The organism is Streptomyces sp. NPDC006207 (assembly GCF_040613835.1).
Taxonomy (GTDB): domain Bacteria; phylum Actinomycetota; class Actinomycetes; order Streptomycetales; family Streptomycetaceae; genus Actinacidiphila.
Genome location: NZ_JBEXSX010000009.1, coordinates 63,922 through 80,890, shown reverse-complemented (window position 1 = coordinate 80,890; position 16,969 = coordinate 63,922). Strand labels below are relative to the sequence as shown.

Sequence of the window (16,969 nt, the reverse complement as noted above, 5' to 3'; positions counted from 1 at the left end):
GGGTGGTCGACCGGGGCGGCGGCATCGTCGCCTCCGGCTCGATCCTCACAGAGGTCGAATGGAGTCGCACGCTCGATGAAGTCAGCACGGCCCGGGCGGTGATCAACCCTGACGGCGACTGCTGCGGCCCGCTCGGCGGCGTTCGCGCCTGGCGGCACCGCCTCGTCATCTACCGTGACGACAAGTACGTGTGGGACGGGCCGATCACCAACGTGAACTGGGGCATCGACAGCGTCGAGCTGTTCGCCGAGGACGTTCTGGCCTTTCTCGGGAACCGCGTCCCTCACCGGAACATGACGTACAAGAACGCCGACCTGGCGACCGTCGCGGCCGAGTTGATCGCGGACGGCTTCTTCCCGGACGACCCGGGTCACGACGTGCAGATCCTGGCCCCGGCCGAAGTCACCGGCTCCCGCCAGTACACGAAGAACGTCGGGCAGACCCTCGACCACCTGAAAGACCTCGCCGAGGCCGGGCTCGACTTCACCGCGATCGGCTCGACGATCCTGCTGCTGCCCGAGACGTGGCGCGAGCGCGTCGGCCGGCTCTCCGATGCCGACTTCCCCGAGGGCCTGTCGGTGGCGGAAGACGGCAAGGGCCTGGCGACCCGCGTGATCGTCGCAGGGCAGCAGCAGACCGCCACGGACGGCACGGTGACGGACCAGGTGATCGGCGAGGCCGGGGGCGTCGACCCGTACTACGGGTTGCACGAGCGGTACGTGGAGCAGACCAGCATCACCGACACCGCCTCGGCGACGTCGGCGGCGCAGGCCCTCGTGCGGTCGTCCCAGATCGTGCCGGTCTTCATCGACACCCAGGAGGTCACGATCAGCCCCGATGCTGCGGTCGACGTCGCCCAGCTCGTGCCGGGCTGGTGCCTGGATGTCACCAGTGCCGCGACGTGCCGGACCGTCGCCCAGCGGCTGAAGATCGTCAGCGTCAAGGTCACCGAGACAGGCGGCAGCGACACCGCCCCGGGCGGGGAGAGCGTGCAGGTCCAGGTGGCGGCGAGCGGAGCGGAGGCGGCCTGATGGCGATGCGAGGAACACCGGCCCGGCGGGCCGCAGTCGTGGGCGGCCCGCTTGTCGGCGTGCTCCGCGAGGTCGACCGGCGCTCCCGGTCGACGACCCGCGTCCGGGGGCCCGTCGCCCAGCCCGTGGAGGGCCGCGTGGGGCCGCCGGGCCCTGTCGGCCCGCTCGGGCCGCCGGCTGCGCGGACGGCCGCCGCCGTGGCGGAGACGGGCGCCGACGGGTCCGTGCGGTGGGACTTCGCCGAGCCGTTCGACGCGCCGCCCGTGGTCGGGGCGCTCCTGGTCGCACCCGGCGGGGGCCAGCTGCTGACCGCGACGCTGGACGAGGTCACCGCGGCGTACGCCGTGGTGAGGGTGTGGCGGCACGAGGGCGGACGGGCGTATGCGGTGGACCCGGGCCAGGCCGTGCACCTGACCGCGACGGCTGCCGGTTGACCGGGCCTATCCTGCTGGGGCAGTCGCTGGTTTTGGGCCGGACTCACTTCGTCACTCAGAGGTGAGCCGTGGCCAGCGTTTGCGTTTGTAACGATTACTTCGTCGTCAACGACGAGGGCGAACTGTGCCTCGTCCCTGGCCAGCAGGGCCTGCGCCAGGTCCTCGTCTTCACCGACCCAGGCACGTTCCAGTTCACGAAGGCGTCGTACCCGTGGCTGGCCCGCATCAGGGTCCTGGCCCAGGGCGCGGGCGGCGGCTCGGCCGGTGCCAACGCTGCTGCCAACCAGTGCATCGTCCGGCCCGGTGGTGCGGGCGGCGGCTACTCGGAGTCCCTGATCCCGGTCAGTTCGCTGGGCGCGTCGGAGACGATCGTCGTGGGCGCGGGAGGCGTGGCCGGCTCGGGCAACTCCCCGGGCGGCGCGGGCGGCTCCTCCTCCTTCGGTGGCCTGGTCATCGCGCCCGGCGGGGACGGCGGCACCGCTGCCCAGAGTTCCGGCACGAGCCCTGACGCGGTGTCGGGCGTTGCCGGTCCCTTCGCCGGGACAGGACAGCAGGTGTCCGGCGGTGGCGCCGGAGGGGGCGGCATCCGCCTGTCCGGAGTCAACGGCCTGTCCGGCGCCGGAGGCGACAGCCGCATGGGCCACGGCGGCTTTCCCCGGGCCTCGGACGGCCCCGGCACCGCGTCTCGTGGCTACGGCGGAGGAGCCGGCGGCGCCCTGTCCTACGGGGGCGCGCAGGCCGGGTTCGACGGCGGCAAAGGCTGCGTGATCATCGAGCTGCACGGCTGACGTCCGGACAAGATCCGGACAGCGCGAGCCGGGCGTGTCCGGACGGTGTCCGCGCAGGTCACGGCCTTGCGCTCGTGGCGGCGCGGGCGTGTCCGGGGCGGGTGTCCGGACGTGTCCGGATCTTGTCCGGACAGCGTCGCTAGACTCGTCGGGCCGCTGGTTCTGGGCCGGGCGAGCAACCCCCGAGTGGGAGGTCCCCATGGCTCGCTGTGGCTGCGGCGGAGGCGCGTGCAACTGCACGGTGGCCGCCGGTGCTGGCGTCACCGTCGAGGGCAGCGGTAGCCCCGCCAACCCGTACATCATCACGGCGAGCGGCGGCACGGACTGCGCGGCGGTGCGCGGCTGCCTGTCGGCCGGTAACGGCATCAGCTACAACCCGGCGACCGGCGCCATCGCCGCCTTGATCTCGCCCGCTGCCGGGAACAACCTCCAGGTCGGCCCGCAGGGCTTGTATGTGCCGACCGGCGCGGCCACGATCACCACCGGGTGCGGCCTCACCGGCAACGGGTCCGGAGCCAGTCCGGCCCGCGTGAACGCCCTCACGTGGCCGTACGCGTGCGCGGCGGAGACCGCTGGCGGTGTGGTCTCCTGCGACGCCAACGGCAATCTCAGGAGCGAGCCCCGGGCGCAACTGTCGTTCGTCTCCTTCACCGAGTCCCGCGACTACGCGAACCTGACGGTCCCGGCCGCAACGGACGTGGTCGCCGACACCTTCTCGACCTCGTTCACGAACCCCGACACGTGCCGCCCGGCGATGCTCCTCGTCGAGCGCGAGGCGGACGTGGACTTCAACCTCCCGGCGGGCGCCGCCGCCGCTTACGGGCAGGACACCGACGAGGTCTATTACGTCCGGAACTCCGGCAGCTCGGCGATCACCGACGCCCACAGCCAGACCACGAAGTTCTTCCTGCACACCGCCAGCGTCGCCCCGGGCGCCTCGGTGACCGTGACCTTCCCCGTGACCCTGGGCAGGGGCAGCGGATCCGCGACCTACAACAGAATCCAGGTCTTCATCAGGGGCCTGATGATCAGCCGCTGAACCGCCTGGTGGGCTGGCTAGACTCGTAGGGCCGCTGGTTCTGGGCCGGGCAAGGAACGTCCCTGGGAGGACCCCTTGTCCAGCTGCGGATGCGGCCCCCGCCAGTGCGCTTGCACCGTCACGGCGGGCCCTGGCGTCACCGTTGAGGGCAACGGCTCGGCCGGTGCCCCGTACGTCATCTCCGCCGGCCCGTCGACGACCGTCGTCCAGGCAGCCGACTCCCCGAGCGTGGACGTCACGGTGTCCGGCACGGGCACCATGGCGGACCCGTACCTGGTGGGCGCCGCGGTGGTCGTCGACCCCGCCCCGCCCGGCGGCGGATCCAACCTGCTGCACTCCGGCCCGGCCGGGTTGTTCGTGGAGTGCGCTGACGTGCGGACCTGCTTCACCGCCACGGGCGGCGTCGCGTACGACCCGGCGACCGGCGAGTTCACCGCGGACCTGTCCGCCGACGCCGGGAACACGATCGTCCTCGGCGGCGACGGCGGCCTGTTCGTGCCCGGGGCGGCCGCCACCGTGGTGCAGGCCGCCGACTCCCCGAGCGTGGACGTCACGGTCTCGGGCACCGGCACGGCCGGTAACCCGTACCTGGTGGGTGCCGCGGTGGTCCCCGACCCCGCGCCTCCTGGTGGCGGGGCGAACCTGCTCCATGTCGGCCCTGACGGGGTGTACGTGGAGTGCGCGGACGTGCGCGGCTGCATCTCGGCGGAGGGCGGCGCGGCGTACGACCCGGCGACGGGCATCATCACCGCGGACCTGTCCGCAGACGCCGGGAACACGATCGTCCTCGGCGGCGACGGCGGCCTGTATGCGGCCGGTGGCACGCCCACCGTGGTCCAGGCGGCGGACTCCCCGAGCGTGGACGTCACCGTGTCCGGCATCGGCACGGCCGGTGACCCGTACCTCGTCGGGGCGGCCGTCGTCCCCGACCCCGCGCCTCCCGGCGGCGGGACGAACCTCCTGCACGTCGGCCCTGACGGGGTGTACGTGGAGTGCGCGGACGTCCGCGGCTGCATCTCGGCGGAGGGCGGCGCGGCGTACGACCCGGCCACCGGCATCATCACCGCCGACCTGTCCAGCCAGGCCGGGAACGCGATCGTCCTCGGACCCGACGGCGGCCTGTACGCGCCCACCGGCGGCGGAGGCGGCGGGACGATCGTCCAAGCCGCCGACTCCCCGAGCGTGGACGTCACCGTGTCCGGTACGGGCACGGCCGGTGACCCGTACCTCGTCGGCGCCGCGGTGGTCCCCGACCCGGCCCCGCCCGGTGGCGGGACGAATCTCCTGCACGTCGGCGCGGACGGCGTCTACGTGGAGTGCGCGGACGTCCGCGGCTGCATCTCGGCCGAGGGCGGGGCCGCGTACGACCCGGCCACCGGCATCATCACCGCCGACCTGTCCGCCGACGCCGGGAACACCCTCGTCCTGGGCGGCGACGGCGGCCTGTACGTCCCCGCAGGTGGAGGAGGCGGCGGCACGATCGTGCAGGCCGCCGACACCCCCACGGTCGACGTCACCGTGTCCGGTACGGGTACGGCCGGAGACCCGTACCAGGTGAGCGCCGCAGTGATCCCGGACCCGGCCCCGCCCGGTGGCGGCACGAACCTCCTCCACGCCGGCCCCGACGGCGTCTATGTCGAGTGCGCCGACGTGCGCGGCTGCATCAGCGCGGACGGCGGCGCGGCGTACGACCCGGCGACCGGCATCATCACCGCCGACCTGTCCGCCGACGCCGGGAACCAGCTGGTGCTCGGTACCGACGGCGGCCTGCTCGTTCCCCCGGCCGCGGAGCCCACCGTCGACACGGCATGCGGCCTCACTGGCGACGGCTCCACAGCCGCCCCGCTCGCCGTGGCGACAGCCGCCTGGCCGTACCCGTGCGACGTGGACGCCCTCGGCGGTGTCATCTCCTGTGGCACGGACGGTGTGCTGCGCGGCGAGCCCCGTACGCAGGTGTCGTTCTTCAACTTCACCGAGAGCCGGAATTACGCCGACCTGACCGTCCCGGCTGGATTCGACAACGTGGTGGATACGTTCAGCACGACTTTCACGAACCCAGACACGTGCCGCCCGGCCATGCTGGTCGTGGAACGGGAATTGGACGTCGACTTCAACCTCCCGGCTGGGGCAGGCGCCGCGTACGGGCAGGACACCGACGAGGTGTACTACACCCGGAACACCGGCACTTCGACGATCAATGACGCGCACGTGCAGACAACGAAGCTGTTCCTGCACACCACGAATGTCCCGCCAGGGGGATCCGCGACGGTCAATTTCCCTGTGACGCTGGGCCGGGGATCGGCGGGCGCCACCTACAACCGAATTCAGGTCTTTCTTCGCGGCCTGATGATCAGCCACTAACGGGAGAGTGCCATGACGTTCCCCATTCCCACCGACGAGCCGGAGACCGAGCCCGTCACGTACTGGGCTCTATACGAGGACGGTTCGGCCGGCCTCATCAAGACCACGACCGGCGAGGAGCCCGTCCTGACCAAGCCGGGCCAGCTGGTCACGGAGGCCGAGTACACCGCGAAGTTCGAGGAACTGCGGGCCGCGCATGAGGCGCACGTCGCCCAGCTCCAGGCCGAGGACGAGCAGCGCACCCGCGAGGACTACGACGCGCTGATCGGGGCCGGTGTCCCGGAGGCGACCGCGCGACGCATGTCCGGCTACCAGGGCGAGGCTGTCGTGGAGGCGGTGGCCCCGGCGAAGGCGGCGAGGACGAAGAAGTAGCACGCGGCTACACTCTGGGGGCCGCTGGTTGTGGGCCGGGCCAAGACTCTCCGTCAGGAGGAATCTCTTGGCCACGCGTGGAACTGTCGCCCCCGGTGTGCAGGTGTGTTCCCTCAAAGTCGATGTGCCGCAGCTCATCGCTCCCGGGACCGCGTACAAGATTGTCCGGTTCCCTTTCGGGGCCGCCGAGCCGTCCGACCGTTTCGGGATGCATCAGGCGGTGCAGCCCGACGGATATGTCGTCACCAACTACGCCACGGATGACCGCAGTGGCCTCATCTGGCCGTCAAAAGCCGGGTGGGGCCATCTGTATGCGCTGATCCAGTGGGAAGCGGCCAGCGCGACCGGCGGATATACCGAGTTGCGGGACCAGTACGTGCGCGACCCTCTTAGTCTCGGCTCGCCAACGCCGAACGACACCACGGCGACCGACCACCGCGCACCCAGCATCGGGCAGAACTTTTTCAGCAAGTCGCACGGGATCTTTGTGAACCCGGATACGCCGGTTGCTCTCCGCGTCACTCACAACGACGTCAATCCGCGCCTGCTGAATATCGCCGAATTCAAGCTCGTCATTCACGAAGCTGCTTGACCGCCGAGGAGTTGTCATGGATTTCGTAGCGCGTGAAGCCTGGGGAGCCCCGGCCGCCTCGCCGGCTGCGTATCTGGCGAAGACGCGTGGCGTGAAGGTGCATTACCTGGGCGCGCCGTACGCCAGCCGGTTCCACAGCCTGTGCGACGACATGGTGCGCAGCATCCGGGCCGAGCACCTGGCCAACGTGAAAGAGAACTACGTCGACATCGCGTACACCGCCCTCGTCTGCGAGCACGGCAGCGTCTTCGAGGGCCGTGGCACGCACAGGCGGACCGGCGCCAACGGCAGCCAGGCGCTGAACGAGCAGGACTATGCGGTGTGCGCCCTGCTCGGCAGCAAGGGCATGACCGTGCCGACCGACGCCATGCTGAACGGGCTGGTCGACGCGATCGAGTGGCTCCGGCGCAGCGGCGACGCCGGTCTGTGGGTCGGCGGGCACCGCGACGGCTACGCCACCGCGTGCCCGGGGGACCAGCTGTACGCGTGGGTGGAGCAGGGCGCCAAGCGTCCGGCCGGGGTGAAGACCCCGACGCCGCCACCTGGGATCTACGTTGTGCGGGCGCAGGACACGATCGCGGCCATCGCCCGCCGACTGAACGTGTCGTGGCAGGAGCTGGCGGCCGTCAACGGCATCAAGGCGCCGTACACGATCTATCCCGAGCAGCAGCTTCACGTGCCGGGCAAGCCGGTTCTCGAGATCCCTCCGTTCCCCGGTGTGGACGCGTTCGTCGTCGGGCGCCGGCACCCCGCGGTCGTGGAGCTGGACGCCTGTCTCATCGCCAAGGGGTGCACCAGGCACCACGACGGCAACGGCTACCAGAAGGGGCCGCTGTTCACCGAGTACACGCGGCTCAATGTCGCGGACTTCCAGCGCACCGAGCCGGAGCTCCGCAGCGACCCCGACGGCTACCCGGGTCCGCTGACCTGGAAGCTCCTCCACTCCTGAAAGGCCCCTGTTCCATGCCCCGTCACGCCCGCATCGAGCCGAAGGTGAAGGCGGCCACGTCGGCCGCGTACCTCGCGTCGACCGGCCTGCTCGGCGTCCTGGCCGCCGTCCAGGACCACGCCCGCCTCCTGGACCCGCTGCCCGACAGCCTCGCCCCGTTCGTGCTGGCGATCGTGCCGACGCTGCTGACGTTCGCGGCCGGGTGGAAGGCCAGGCACGCGCCGAGGATCGGGGGCGTGGGCCGGTGAGCGTCGACGCGACCGGCAACGGCCTCGTCGACGCCATCCTCCTGTGGGGTGCCGTTGCGGCGGCTCTGGCCGGGCTTTGCGCGGTGGCGTGGCGGGTCGTCCGCTGGGCCGTCCTCCTCGGCCGCCGCATCAACCAGTTCATCGACGACTTCTACGGCGAGGAGGCCCGTCCCGGTGTCCCGGCCAGGCCGGGCCTGCTGGAACGCGTCGGGTCCATGGAGGAGCGGCTGGGCAGCTTCCAGCACGAGCTGTACCCCAATGACGGCGGCAGCCTGCGTGACGCCGTCGACCAGGCGAACCGCCGCCTGCGCCTGATGTGCCCGGACTGCGACCACGACCAGCCAGGAGGACAGGAATGAGCAGCAACGCGACCTTGACCCTCGTCATCCTCGGCATCGTCACCGGCGGCACGATCGTCGGCGTCGCCGGTATCCGGGCCGTTGTCGAGATCGTCCGCGTCCGCGCGGGGGCCCCCAAGAACGGCTGACCGGCCCCCCCGGCCCCCCATAGACCGGGACGCCCGCCCGTCCTCCGGAGGCGGGCGTTCCGCCGTTTCTGTCATCATCTGGGCCGACTTGAGCCGACCGACCATTCCGGGGAGACCCATGAGGCCCTACACCCGCCCCAACCGCCGCCCGCGTCCCAGCGTTGAGCGGGCCTACCACCAGATCGAACGAGTCGCGCAGGTGCGGACCTGCCCTCGGTGCCATCACCCGGTGCTGAGCCACGCGATCGAGGACGGCGTGCGGGTCTGCTCGCGCGGCGAGGGCGTACGGATCTCGTGCGCGGACTGTGCGGAGACCTGGGCGCGCATCCCGGCCGTCACGGCCATGGCGAACCTCGCGCGGGTGCTGAGCACCCCGCCCCGCGTCGCCGCCCCGAAGCCGGCGAGCCTGGTCCTGAGCGGGGCCGACGTCTGCCGGTAGCGTGCGGTTTGTCCGAATCCCAGGCTTCTCGGACCCGACTGCGCCCCGCCCGGAGTGGAACCTAGGCGGGGCGCAGGTGTCTCCGGGGTCAGGACGCGTGCGCGGCCTGCCAGACGCGGGCCCGCTCGTCCAGGTCGTGTGCGGCCCGCACGCCGCGGCGGCCGAACACGGTGAGCTGACGGCGGATGCCCGCGACCTCGTCGACGGCCCGGGCGGACCGGACCCCGTTGAGGAGGTCCAGGGACTTGCCCCAGGAGCCGCACGCCGCTTCGACGTGGCCCTGTGCTGCCTGCTCCCGGCCCTGAGCGGCCAGGGTGAGGGCGGTGATCCGCTCGTGGCCGGTGCGGGGCCGGTTCCGCGCGGAGGCCGCATAGTGCCGCTCGGCGTTGGCGTGGTCACCGAGAGCGTGGAAGGTCTTCGCCGTGTGCGAGGCGACCGTGGCCCGGGGTGAGCCCCACCGTGCTGCCCACACCGGCAGCTCGTCCGCGCTGCCCGAGAGGACGAGGTCCTGTGCGGCGCGGACCTGGCGGGCTGCCTCCTTGCCCCGGCCGGCGTTCGCCAGTGCGCGGGCGCGGGTGATGGCGAACAGTGACTCGGTGGCGGGGGCCGCCTTGCCCTTGATCCGGGCGAGTGCGGCGTCGGCGAGCTCCAGTGTCGATTCGGGTCGGCGGATGTCCATGCCGTTGTGGGCGAGGATGCGCAGTATCCATGCGGCGTGCAGGTCGTCGCCTGCTTCGCGGGTGAGGGCGTACGCCTGGAGGTAGTAGCGCTGGGCCAGACCGTGCTCGGACGCGTCGTACGCCTTCCAGCCGCACAGGTAGGCGACGCTGGCCGCTGCCGACAGGGCTTCGGCGCGGTCCTCGTCGCTGGCGAACGTGGCGCGGCACAGGTCGGCAACGTCGGATCGCAGGTACTGCACCACGGCGGTCCGGCCGTGCTGCCCTCCGTGGCGTTCGTCGATCCTGGTGAACAGGTCGGTCATGTCGCGCACGGCGTCGATCTCCGCCCGGCCGGCTCGTGGGCCGGAGTGCTGGGCGCGCTGCTGATAGTCGACGGCCTGCTCTATCCCCAGCGGCAAAGCGGCCGCCGCAACGCTGTATGCGGCGTTTGTGAGAAAACTGCGGCGTTGGATGTCGGCCTCCCCGAGGCGCCGTAGCATGTCTACCGGATCGGGCCCCAAGAACGTCCCAAGCGCTTCTTGGGGCCCGTCCATCTCCAGGGCCCCGAGCGCAAGTTGAGACGGCCGGACCTGTCGGCCCAGCCTCCTTGAGATCGCCTCCGCAATGTACGTCGCCGTCTGTGGAGTCGGGATCCCGCCCGCCACCCAGAACGCCACCGCGGACCGTCCTGTCCGCAGGGAATCGCCGGCCTCAGCCGCTACTACGCGCACTGCGGCCGCGAGCTGGTCGTACGTCAAACCCGCTTCCCGCATGGCCTCGACAAGGGCCTCATTGCGCGCACGCGAGTGATTCGCCACTTCGTCCACCCTCCCAAGCAGGGCGTTGAACCCGTTGAACAGTTCCGTGCTCGACGGGGATAGCCGTTCCACAGTAGCGGTCGGTGTACTCGCTGTAACAGCAGACAGCCGCTTGGGGGCCTGGAGCTATGGCGAGGACGACGAGAGACCGCGACGCTGGCGAGGAGCCCGGCGCCGCCGTGCTGGTGAGCACCCTGTATGAGCGTCAGCTCGCCGTGGCGCACTGGCTGCTGCAGGCCGCCGAGCGCGGCATACGGCGCGCGGTGTGGGAGGAGCGCGGGCTGATCATGCTGGAGTGCGGCACGTTGTTCTCCGTCGTCCGCATTCCGGCCGGGTTCGTAGAGGGCGCCGCCCGGTCCCGTCAGCCGGAAGAGATCGACGGGTACCTTGCGGAGGCTCTGGACGGCGGGCCCGTGGTCGTGGACCGGATCAGTGAGCGGTACTACGCGCTGGTGCCCGGAAGCACTGCCCGCCGCTGGGACGTTGCGGGCACCGTGTGCCTGGGCCGTAACTCGTGCCTGGGCGTGCCGTACCCGGACCGCACCCAGCCGCGCGTGGGCCGCCCGTACTGGTCGGTGCCGATGGACTCAGCCGGTGACCTGTGCGTGCCCGGCCTGGTGACCCGGGTGATCGAGGCCGGTCGACCACGCGGAGCCCTCGCGTGACCGGCACGGCCGAGCCGATCGACGCGGCCACGATCTGGGCGAACTGCCGGGCCTTGCCGGTCTTCCGCGACCGCGAGGCGGCCGAGGCGCACGAGCTGGTCCTCCGAGGCCACGTGCAGCTCCTCCTCGCCGAGCTCGACCCGGTCCCGCCGTCCCTCGCGGTCCTGGTGGAACGAGCCCGGGGGTTCCTGGCGGAGGACTGCGGCGACGGCATGTGGTCGGCCTACTGGCACCTGGAGAACCTGGCCATGGCCGGGCGGCTCCTGCTGCCCGCTGTCCTCGGCGACCGGGCGTTCCCTTGCAGCTGGTGCGGGTGGTTCACCGACACCACTCGCGAGGTCCGGCACACCGACAGACGGCGCGCCCTGCTCGGGTCCCGCTACGCCTGCGGGCCGTGCCGCGAGACGCGCCGCCTGGTCGTGTGGACCGACGACGAAGGTCGGGAGCTGGCTGCGACCGCCGCCCCATAGACCGCCGTCTCGCGCGCGGTGCAGCGAAGCCCGCACGCGAGACGGCACTCAGCCTGATGCCGCGCAGACCGAACGATGCGGACGCCCCAGAGCCTCCCATCCGTACGACGAACAACGAGGTAGCCATGATCAAAGAGGGTGCCCACACGTACATCGACGGGCAGGGAGCCGTCGTGCCCTACACGGGCAAGTACGCGGTCAGAACCGAGGACCCGTTCGCCGCCATCCGTGCAGGCTGGGAGGCGGCGGGCATCACCGGCGCCTACCGTCCGCTGCGGGTCGAGTTCGAGATCACGGACCGCTGCAACGACACCTGCAAGTCCTGCGGCATGGGCGCAAAGCCGCTCGCCGACGGTGTCACGCTGTCCGATGCCCAGGTGGACCGCCTGATCGGCGAGTTCGAGGACGTGGCCCTGTCCTCTGTGGCCATCACCGGCGGCGAGCCGTTCGTGGCGGCGCGCCAGCTCTACCGGTTCATCGACCGGGCGCGCGGCACCGTCGACATCGGCAAGCTCACCACGAACGGGATCTGGGGGTCGGCGAAGCGGTGCGCGCCGACGTTCGAGCGGCTGGTGGGCGCCGGACTGCTGGAGAACCGGATCTTCGTGCCGCTGCTCATGGTCTCGATCGGGGAGCAGACCACGCCGCTGGAGTACGTGGCGCGGATCATCCACCACGCGGTGACGGAGTTCACCGACCGTGAGCTGAACATCGCGGTCTCCAGCCTGGCGGACCCCGCCGATCGTCAGCATCGCGTGTACGAACTGCTGGCCCTGTACGAGCAGATGTACGGCGAGTTCCCGCACGACCGGGTGCACTCGACGATGCGGGTGTACCTGGAGAACGAGCGCCTGGAGAACCAGGCCGCCATCGAGCGGCCGGGCAACACCACCGTGACGCGGTGGATGGGTGCTTGCTACGACTGCTTCGCGCCCACGGTCGGCACGTACGTCCTGCCCTGCGCGCTCATGAAGGCCAGTGGGGACCTGTACTCGTGCGCCGCCTTCAACGTCCCGGAGAAGCTGGGGTTCGGCAACCTGTTCCAGGAGTCGTTCCGGGAGATCCTCGACCGGGTCAACTCGTCCGCGTACGTGCGCACGGTGCGCGAGGGCCACGGGCTCAAGGGCGTGAGCGCGGTCGTTCCGCCGTCCGTCACCGACCAGATGACCTGCGGGTCGTTCTGCGGGTCCTGCAAGCTCCTGATCGACCGCTTCGAGGAGGCGACCGGCCAGCCGGAGCCCGGCGGCCGCCTGCGCACCTTCATCCCGCTACAAGGCCTGTCCGTACGAAAGGAGCCCAGCACCGCATGATCACGCACCTGGTGACGGACACCCTGGCGTCCATCAGCCGCAGGCCGCAGACCGACTGCGCCGAGCGCGACCGGCATCTGTTCCATGACCTCGGCCTCGACAGTCTCGCGCTGATGGAGACGGTGACGGCCCTGGAGAAGCTGACCCACTGCACCATCCCGGACGAGGTCACCGGCCAGCTGGCGACGGTGGGCGACCTGCACGACGCGGTGGGCCGCTGCGCCAGTGGCGCCCCCAGCCGGATCGCGCAGGCAGAGGAGTACCTGCGCGGCCACGTCAGCCTGCACTTCGAGCGGGCCGCACGCTTCCGCGCGGCCAGCGAACGCCTGCGGTCGAGCGGCCTGGTCGACGACGACATCCTCGTCGACCTCGGAGCGGGCTTCACCGAGCTGGACTACTTCCTGCGTGCCGAGTACGGGTGGCGCGGCCGGTACGTCCCCCTGGACGCGTGGGTCGACGGCACGTTCGACTTCTCGACGTGGCAGCCGGCGCGGCCCGTCGGCTGGTACGCCGCCCTGGAGGTGCTGGAGCACCTGGCGGACCCCGAGGTCCTGATCCGCCGAATGAAGGAAAGCGCGCTGAAGGGGTTCGTCGTGACGACCCCCAACAGCAAAACGGTGGATGTTCTAGCGCAGGACCCCACCCACGTCACGCCCCTGGACGAGGAAACCTTGCAGTCGTGGGGCCTGACGACCAGCCTGCACAACTTCTACGGCCGGTACCAGGACGGTATCTGTGGCCTGTGGCGAAAGGACTGACGGCGTGAACTTGACCGGTAGGAGGATCCTGGTCTTCGGTGTCCTCACCGAGACCTCGATGGGCTTCAAGATCGCCGAGGCGGCGACGGCGGGGGGCGCGGACGTGATCCTCGCCAACGCCCCGGGGCGGCCCAGTTCCATCATGGGCCGCATCGCCGGGCGGCTGCCGAAGGCCCCGGTGGCGTGCCTGTCGGCGGACATCACCAAGCCCGAGGACCTGCGGGCCCTGGCCGACGACATCGCGGGCCACTGGGACTCCTTGGACGGCGTGGTGCACGCCGTGGCGTTCGCCCCGCAGGACGCGCTCGGCGGCAACTTCCTGAACACGCCGTTCGAGTCGGTGGCCACCGCCATGAACGTCTCGGCGTACTCCCTCCAGGCCCTCACGAAGAGCGTCCTGCCGCTGCTGGAGAAGTCCGACAGGGGCGCGTCGGTGGTCAGCCTCACGTTCAACGCCACCGTGGCGTGGCCGGTCTACGACTGGATGGGCCCCACCAAGGCCGCGTTGGAGTCGATCAACCGCTACCTCGCACGGGACCTGGGCCCCAAGGGCATCCGCGTGAACGCGGTCGACTCCGGCCCGATCACGACGATGGCCGGCAAGTCCATCCCCGGCTTCGACGAGCTCGCGAAGCTGTGGCCGGAGCGGGCCCCGCTGGGCTGGGACACCTCGGACGCGACCCCGGTCGCCGACACCGTCGCCTTCCTGCTGAGCGACGCGGCCCGCGCCATCACCGGCCAGGTGATCCACGTGGACGGCGGTTTCTCCGCCGTGGGCGCCTGAGGGGGAGTCTTCGACACGCGGTAGGCGCGCGGACATAGAACGGGCCCGGCAGCAAGGGGAGCTGCCGGGCCCGCGACGTCCCAGGGGGCGGGCCGCTTACCCCTGGGACGCGGCTGGGACTCGGTCCTCCAGACCGAGGGCGCGGATGATGTCCGCCGACGCGACGCGGAGGGCGCGCCCTGCACGGATGACCCGGCACGGGAACTCGCCCTTGCGGGCGAGGTCGTACGCGGTGCCGCGGCCGATGCCGAACGCCGCGGCGGCGGTCTCGAGGTTCGTCGTCGCCGGCAGGCGGAGCACCTCGTCCGCGGTCAGGGCTTGGGTCATTTCGGCGCAACTCCTCGTGACGAATCGGGGGGATCTGGTCCGTTCTGGCGCACAGTATGACATGGGTTGGCAGAGGGCAACCGTGCGCGTACTTTGGGTCACCGTGGAGCATGAGCCGGACTGGCCGACACGAGTCAGCAGAACGATCGCCGGAGAGGTCCGCCGACACCGGATCGGGCAGGGAATGAGCGCGCAGCAGCTCGCCGACGCCTGCGAGAAGTTGGGCGCGCCGGTGCCCCGGACGGTGATCTCGAACCTGGAGAACGGCCGCCGGGGCAGCGTCACCGTGGCGGACGTCATGGTCCTGGCCGCCGCGCTCGGTGTGCCGCCCGCGGCCCTGGTGTTCCCCGTCGGCTACGTCGACGAGGTCGAGCACCTGCCCGGCCAGGCCGCGCCGCCCCTGGTGGCCGCCGACTGGTGGCACGGCGAACCGGCCCCGGCCTCCTCGCCGCTGGCACTGCTGCGGCGGCACCGGGAGCTGGAGGCCCGCATCCGCAGCCTGTACCGGGGGATCTGGGAGCAGGCCATCGCCGAGTACCAGTGGCACGGTGAGCCGGACGGCCCGGAGGCGGAGGCGGCGCGCGAGGTCGCCCGCGACCTGACCGCCCAGCTCCACGAGCTGCGTGACGAGATCGCCGCCCGGGGCCTGCGCCTGCCGCCGCTGGCGGGCCTGGACAAGCCGAACGAAGCGTAGGGCGGGGAGGACGAGGAATGCCCGGATCACGTCGCGCGGGCGGCATCAGCCGCAGGTGCGAGTGCCGAGACGGCGACGGCAAGCGGCTCGGCTCGAACTGCCCCCAGCTGTCGAAGAGGCACCACGGCGCCTACCGGCTGCTGCAGGAGCTGCCGCCGGACGCCGACGGCACCCGGCGTCGGTTCCAGCGCACCGGCTACGCCATGTCGAAGGACGCCCAGTCCGACCTGGACCGGATCCGCGCGATCCTCGACCTGGCCGGTGGCGACGACGACGCGCAGCGCCGCGTCGGTGATCTCCTCGCGGGGCTGATGAAGAACCGCGACCCGATCCCCGAGCCGACGGAGGTGTCCCGCAAGCTCGGCGTGGGCGTGCCGCTGGACGGCAAGATGACCGTGGCGGAGTGGCTGGCCACGTGGATTGCCGACAAGCGGACCCGGGTCACGACGAACCACGGCTACGAGTCGCACATCCGGCGCCACCTCGCGCCGCGGATCGGGCACCTGCGGCTGGACCGGCTCAACGTCGGCCACCTGGTGGCGATGTACGACGGCATCGACGAGGACAACGAGGTCATCGCCGCCGAGAACAGGGCGCGGCGGGAGCAGGAGGCCCGTTGCACGCTCGGCCGGCCCGGCGCCCCGAAAGCCGCCGACCGTGCGCAGCTGGCGGAGGAGCGGGCGCGGCTGGCGGAGATGAAGCCGTACCGGCGGACGACCGGGAAGGCGTCGCAGCAGGCAATCCGGCGCACGCTGCGGGCCGCCCTGAACGCGGCCATCGCCCGGCAGCTCATCACCTTCAACGCGGCCGCGCACGTCGAGCTGGAGGCCGCACGGCGGCCGAAGCCCCAGCTGTGGACAGCGGAGAGGGTGGCCCGCTGGCGGGAGACCGGGGAGAAGCCCGGTTCGGTGATGGTGTGGACCCCGGCGCAGTTCGGCCAGTTCCTCGACGAGGCCGAAGGTGACCGGCTGTACGCCCTCTTCCACCTGATCGGGTTCCGGGGCCTGCGCCGTGGTGAGGCCGTCGGCCAGGAGTGGACGGACGTCGACCTGGATGGCGGCTACATCACCGTGGCGAAGGAGATCGTGGTCGACGGCTGGACGCCGATCGAGACGGTGCCGAAGACGGACGGCAGCGCGGCCACGATCGGCCTGGACTCGGTGACGGTGCAGGTACTCCGGGAGCACCGGGCCCGCCAGTTGCAGGAGCGGATGGCGGCCGGGCCCGCCTGGGTGGACACGGGGAAGGTGTTCACGACGGAGACCGGCGGGTGGCTGCACCCGGATGTCGTGTCGACGACGTTCCGCCGGATCCTCGCGGCGACCGATCTGCCGCCGATCAATCTGCGCGACCTGCGGCACGTGTCGGCGACGGTGCAGCACGCGGGCGGTGGGGACTTGCACGCCATCAAGGAGACGCTGCGGCACTCCACGATCACGCTGACCTCGGACACGTACACGTCGCTGCTGCCCGAGGTGGACAAGGACATCGCGGAGCGGGCCGTCGCGATCGTTCCCCGGGCTCGTCGCGGCACCGGGAGGCGTGCGTAATAGTGTGTAGCGAAGAGGGGCGTTGTCCCAGGTCACGGGAGCGTTCTGCTCAACCGCTGCTCAACCATTGCTCAACCGAACGCCCCGAAACGGGCTGTCACGGGCTGGCACAGGATGGCACGAGAGTGGCACGGACGGGGCGGCTGACCTGCACGGTCCGGCACAGGACGACACGAAGCATCATCTGCCCGTAC

At 71.2% G+C, this 16,969-nt stretch carries 21 protein-coding genes; 19 read left to right on the top strand and 2 right to left on the bottom strand.

Translation table 11 applies throughout. The annotated features are described in order from the left end of the window. Positions 1 to 2: 2 nt before the first annotated feature. The 12 genes from ABZ312_RS09420 to ABZ312_RS09365 all read left to right on the top strand — a co-directional run bounded on the left by ABZ312_RS09420 (position 3) and on the right by ABZ312_RS09365 (position 8,740). A complete protein-coding gene (locus ABZ312_RS09420) occupies positions 3 to 1,031 on the top strand; it encodes a hypothetical protein (protein ID WP_500436990.1) in 1,029 nt (342 codons plus the stop codon). Next, positions 1,031 to 1,465 (top strand): hypothetical protein, encoded by a 435-nt coding sequence (locus ABZ312_RS09415; protein WP_500436988.1) that lies wholly within the window; start codon positions 1,031 to 1,033, stop codon positions 1,463 to 1,465. Before ABZ312_RS09420 ends, ABZ312_RS09415 begins: the two co-directional genes overlap by 1 nt. 68 nt (positions 1,466 to 1,533) lie before the next feature. Then, a complete protein-coding gene (locus ABZ312_RS09410) occupies positions 1,534 to 2,253 on the top strand; it encodes a glycine-rich domain-containing protein (RefSeq protein ID WP_500436986.1) in 720 nt (239 codons plus the stop codon). 241 nt (positions 2,254 to 2,494) lie between these two features. After that, positions 2,495 to 3,292, top strand: a complete 798-nt coding sequence (locus tag ABZ312_RS09405; RefSeq protein WP_500436984.1) for a hypothetical protein — start codon at positions 2,495 to 2,497, stop codon at positions 3,290 to 3,292. Between the two features lie 75 nt (positions 3,293 to 3,367). Then, complete coding sequence (locus ABZ312_RS09400; RefSeq protein ID WP_500436982.1) at positions 3,368 to 5,653, top strand: hypothetical protein; 2,286 nt, start codon at positions 3,368 to 3,370, stop codon at positions 5,651 to 5,653. 12 nt (positions 5,654 to 5,665) lie between these two features. Further along, complete coding sequence (locus ABZ312_RS09395) at positions 5,666 to 6,025, top strand: hypothetical protein (protein ID WP_500436980.1); 360 nt, start codon at positions 5,666 to 5,668, stop codon at positions 6,023 to 6,025. A 67-nt stretch (positions 6,026 to 6,092) separates the two neighbouring features. Continuing rightward, the gene (locus tag ABZ312_RS09390) at positions 6,093 to 6,617 is read left to right on the top strand and encodes a hypothetical protein (protein WP_500436978.1); all 525 of its coding nucleotides are present in this window, start codon (positions 6,093 to 6,095) and stop codon (positions 6,615 to 6,617) included. Positions 6,618 to 6,633: 16 nt separating this feature from the next. Beyond that, positions 6,634 to 7,566 (top strand): peptidoglycan-binding protein, encoded by a 933-nt coding sequence (locus ABZ312_RS09385; RefSeq protein WP_500436976.1) that lies wholly within the window; start codon positions 6,634 to 6,636, stop codon positions 7,564 to 7,566. Between the two features lie 14 nt (positions 7,567 to 7,580). Further along, positions 7,581 to 7,814 carry a holin gene (locus ABZ312_RS09380; protein ID WP_500436975.1) on the top strand — a complete coding sequence of 78 codons (234 nt, stop codon included), beginning with the start codon at positions 7,581 to 7,583 and terminating at the stop codon, positions 7,812 to 7,814. After that, the gene (locus ABZ312_RS09375; RefSeq protein ID WP_500436973.1) at positions 7,811 to 8,173 is read left to right on the top strand and encodes a hypothetical protein; all 363 of its coding nucleotides are present in this window, start codon (positions 7,811 to 7,813) and stop codon (positions 8,171 to 8,173) included. The genes ABZ312_RS09380 and ABZ312_RS09375 overlap by 4 nt, the downstream gene beginning before the upstream one ends. Further along, on the top strand, positions 8,170 to 8,301 hold the full coding sequence (locus ABZ312_RS09370; RefSeq protein ID WP_500436971.1) for a hypothetical protein: 132 nt from the start codon (positions 8,170 to 8,172) through the stop codon (positions 8,299 to 8,301). Before ABZ312_RS09375 ends, ABZ312_RS09370 begins: the two co-directional genes overlap by 4 nt. A 229-nt stretch (positions 8,302 to 8,530) precedes the next feature. Then, on the top strand, positions 8,531 to 8,740 hold the full coding sequence (locus tag ABZ312_RS09365) for a hypothetical protein (protein WP_500436969.1): 210 nt from the start codon (positions 8,531 to 8,533) through the stop codon (positions 8,738 to 8,740). 88 nt (positions 8,741 to 8,828) lie between these two features. Here ABZ312_RS09365 and ABZ312_RS09360 read toward each other — a convergent pair whose 3' ends face one another. Further along, complete coding sequence (locus ABZ312_RS09360; protein ID WP_500436967.1) at positions 8,829 to 10,217, bottom strand: NsdA family TPR-like regulatory protein; 1,389 nt, start codon at positions 10,215 to 10,217, stop codon at positions 8,829 to 8,831. 179 nt (positions 10,218 to 10,396) lie between these two features. On the opposite strand from ABZ312_RS09360, the gene ABZ312_RS09355 reads away from it, so the two are divergent. The 5 genes from ABZ312_RS09355 (at position 10,397) to fabI (ending at position 14,204) form a co-directional block, all read left to right on the top strand. Next, complete coding sequence (locus ABZ312_RS09355) at positions 10,397 to 10,882, top strand: hypothetical protein (RefSeq protein ID WP_500436965.1); 486 nt, start codon at positions 10,397 to 10,399, stop codon at positions 10,880 to 10,882. Further along, positions 10,879 to 11,352: a DUF6415 family natural product biosynthesis protein gene (locus ABZ312_RS09350; protein WP_500436964.1), complete on the top strand. Its 474-nt coding sequence runs from the start codon at positions 10,879 to 10,881 to the stop codon at positions 11,350 to 11,352. The genes ABZ312_RS09355 and ABZ312_RS09350 overlap by 4 nt, the downstream gene beginning before the upstream one ends. A 125-nt stretch (positions 11,353 to 11,477) precedes the next feature. Then, on the top strand, positions 11,478 to 12,662 hold the full coding sequence (locus ABZ312_RS09345) for a 4Fe-4S cluster-binding domain-containing protein (protein WP_500436962.1): 1,185 nt from the start codon (positions 11,478 to 11,480) through the stop codon (positions 12,660 to 12,662). After that, entirely contained in the window at positions 12,659 to 13,420 is a 762-nt protein-coding gene (locus tag ABZ312_RS09340; RefSeq protein WP_500436960.1) for an acyl carrier protein, read from the top strand. Before ABZ312_RS09345 ends, ABZ312_RS09340 begins: the two co-directional genes overlap by 4 nt. A 4-nt stretch (positions 13,421 to 13,424) precedes the next feature. Continuing rightward, the gene (fabI, locus tag ABZ312_RS09335; RefSeq protein ID WP_500436959.1) at positions 13,425 to 14,204 is read left to right on the top strand and encodes an enoyl-ACP reductase FabI; all 780 of its coding nucleotides are present in this window, start codon (positions 13,425 to 13,427) and stop codon (positions 14,202 to 14,204) included. A 96-nt stretch (positions 14,205 to 14,300) separates the two neighbouring features. Here the strand turns inward: fabI and ABZ312_RS09330 are convergent, their stop codons facing one another. Continuing rightward, positions 14,301 to 14,531, bottom strand: coding sequence for a helix-turn-helix transcriptional regulator (locus ABZ312_RS09330; RefSeq protein WP_500436958.1), 231 nt, complete (start codon positions 14,529 to 14,531; stop codon positions 14,301 to 14,303). Here ABZ312_RS09330 and ABZ312_RS09325 point away from each other — a divergent pair. Further along, positions 14,449 to 15,225: a helix-turn-helix domain-containing protein gene (locus ABZ312_RS09325; protein WP_500436956.1), complete on the top strand. Its 777-nt coding sequence runs from the start codon at positions 14,449 to 14,451 to the stop codon at positions 15,223 to 15,225. The two genes, ABZ312_RS09330 and ABZ312_RS09325, sit on opposite strands and share 83 nt — an antisense overlap. A gap of 17 nt (positions 15,226 to 15,242) precedes the next feature. Further along, positions 15,243 to 16,775: a site-specific integrase gene (locus ABZ312_RS09320; protein WP_500436954.1), complete on the top strand. Its 1,533-nt coding sequence runs from the start codon at positions 15,243 to 15,245 to the stop codon at positions 16,773 to 16,775. The last annotated feature ends 194 nt before the right edge of the window (positions 16,776 to 16,969 follow it).

Excerpts from the sequence above, each read along its gene's own strand:
- ABZ312_RS09415 (WP_500436988.1), top strand. The coding sequence starts at position 1,031 with ATGGCGATGCGAGGAACACCGGCCCGGCGGGCCGCAGTCGTGGGCGGC.
- ABZ312_RS09395 (WP_500436980.1), top strand. The coding sequence starts at position 5,666 with ATGACGTTCCCCATTCCCACCGACGAGCCGGAGACCGAGCCCGTCACG.
- ABZ312_RS09385 (WP_500436976.1), top strand. The coding sequence starts at position 6,634 with ATGGATTTCGTAGCGCGTGAAGCCTGGGGAGCCCCGGCCGCCTCGCCG.
- ABZ312_RS09380 (WP_500436975.1), top strand. The coding sequence starts at position 7,581 with ATGCCCCGTCACGCCCGCATCGAGCCGAAGGTGAAGGCGGCCACGTCG.
- ABZ312_RS09370 (WP_500436971.1), top strand. The coding sequence starts at position 8,170 with ATGAGCAGCAACGCGACCTTGACCCTCGTCATCCTCGGCATCGTCACC.
- ABZ312_RS09345 (WP_500436962.1), top strand. The coding sequence starts at position 11,478 with ATGATCAAAGAGGGTGCCCACACGTACATCGACGGGCAGGGAGCCGTC.
- ABZ312_RS09340 (WP_500436960.1), top strand. The coding sequence starts at position 12,659 with ATGATCACGCACCTGGTGACGGACACCCTGGCGTCCATCAGCCGCAGG.
- ABZ312_RS09325 (WP_500436956.1), top strand. The coding sequence starts at position 14,449 with ATGCCGAACGCCGCGGCGGCGGTCTCGAGGTTCGTCGTCGCCGGCAGG.
- ABZ312_RS09330 (WP_500436958.1), bottom strand. The coding sequence starts at position 14,531 with ATGACCCAAGCCCTGACCGCGGACGAGGTGCTCCGCCTGCCGGCGACG.
- ABZ312_RS09320 (WP_500436954.1), top strand. The coding sequence starts at position 15,243 with ATGCCCGGATCACGTCGCGCGGGCGGCATCAGCCGCAGGTGCGAGTGC.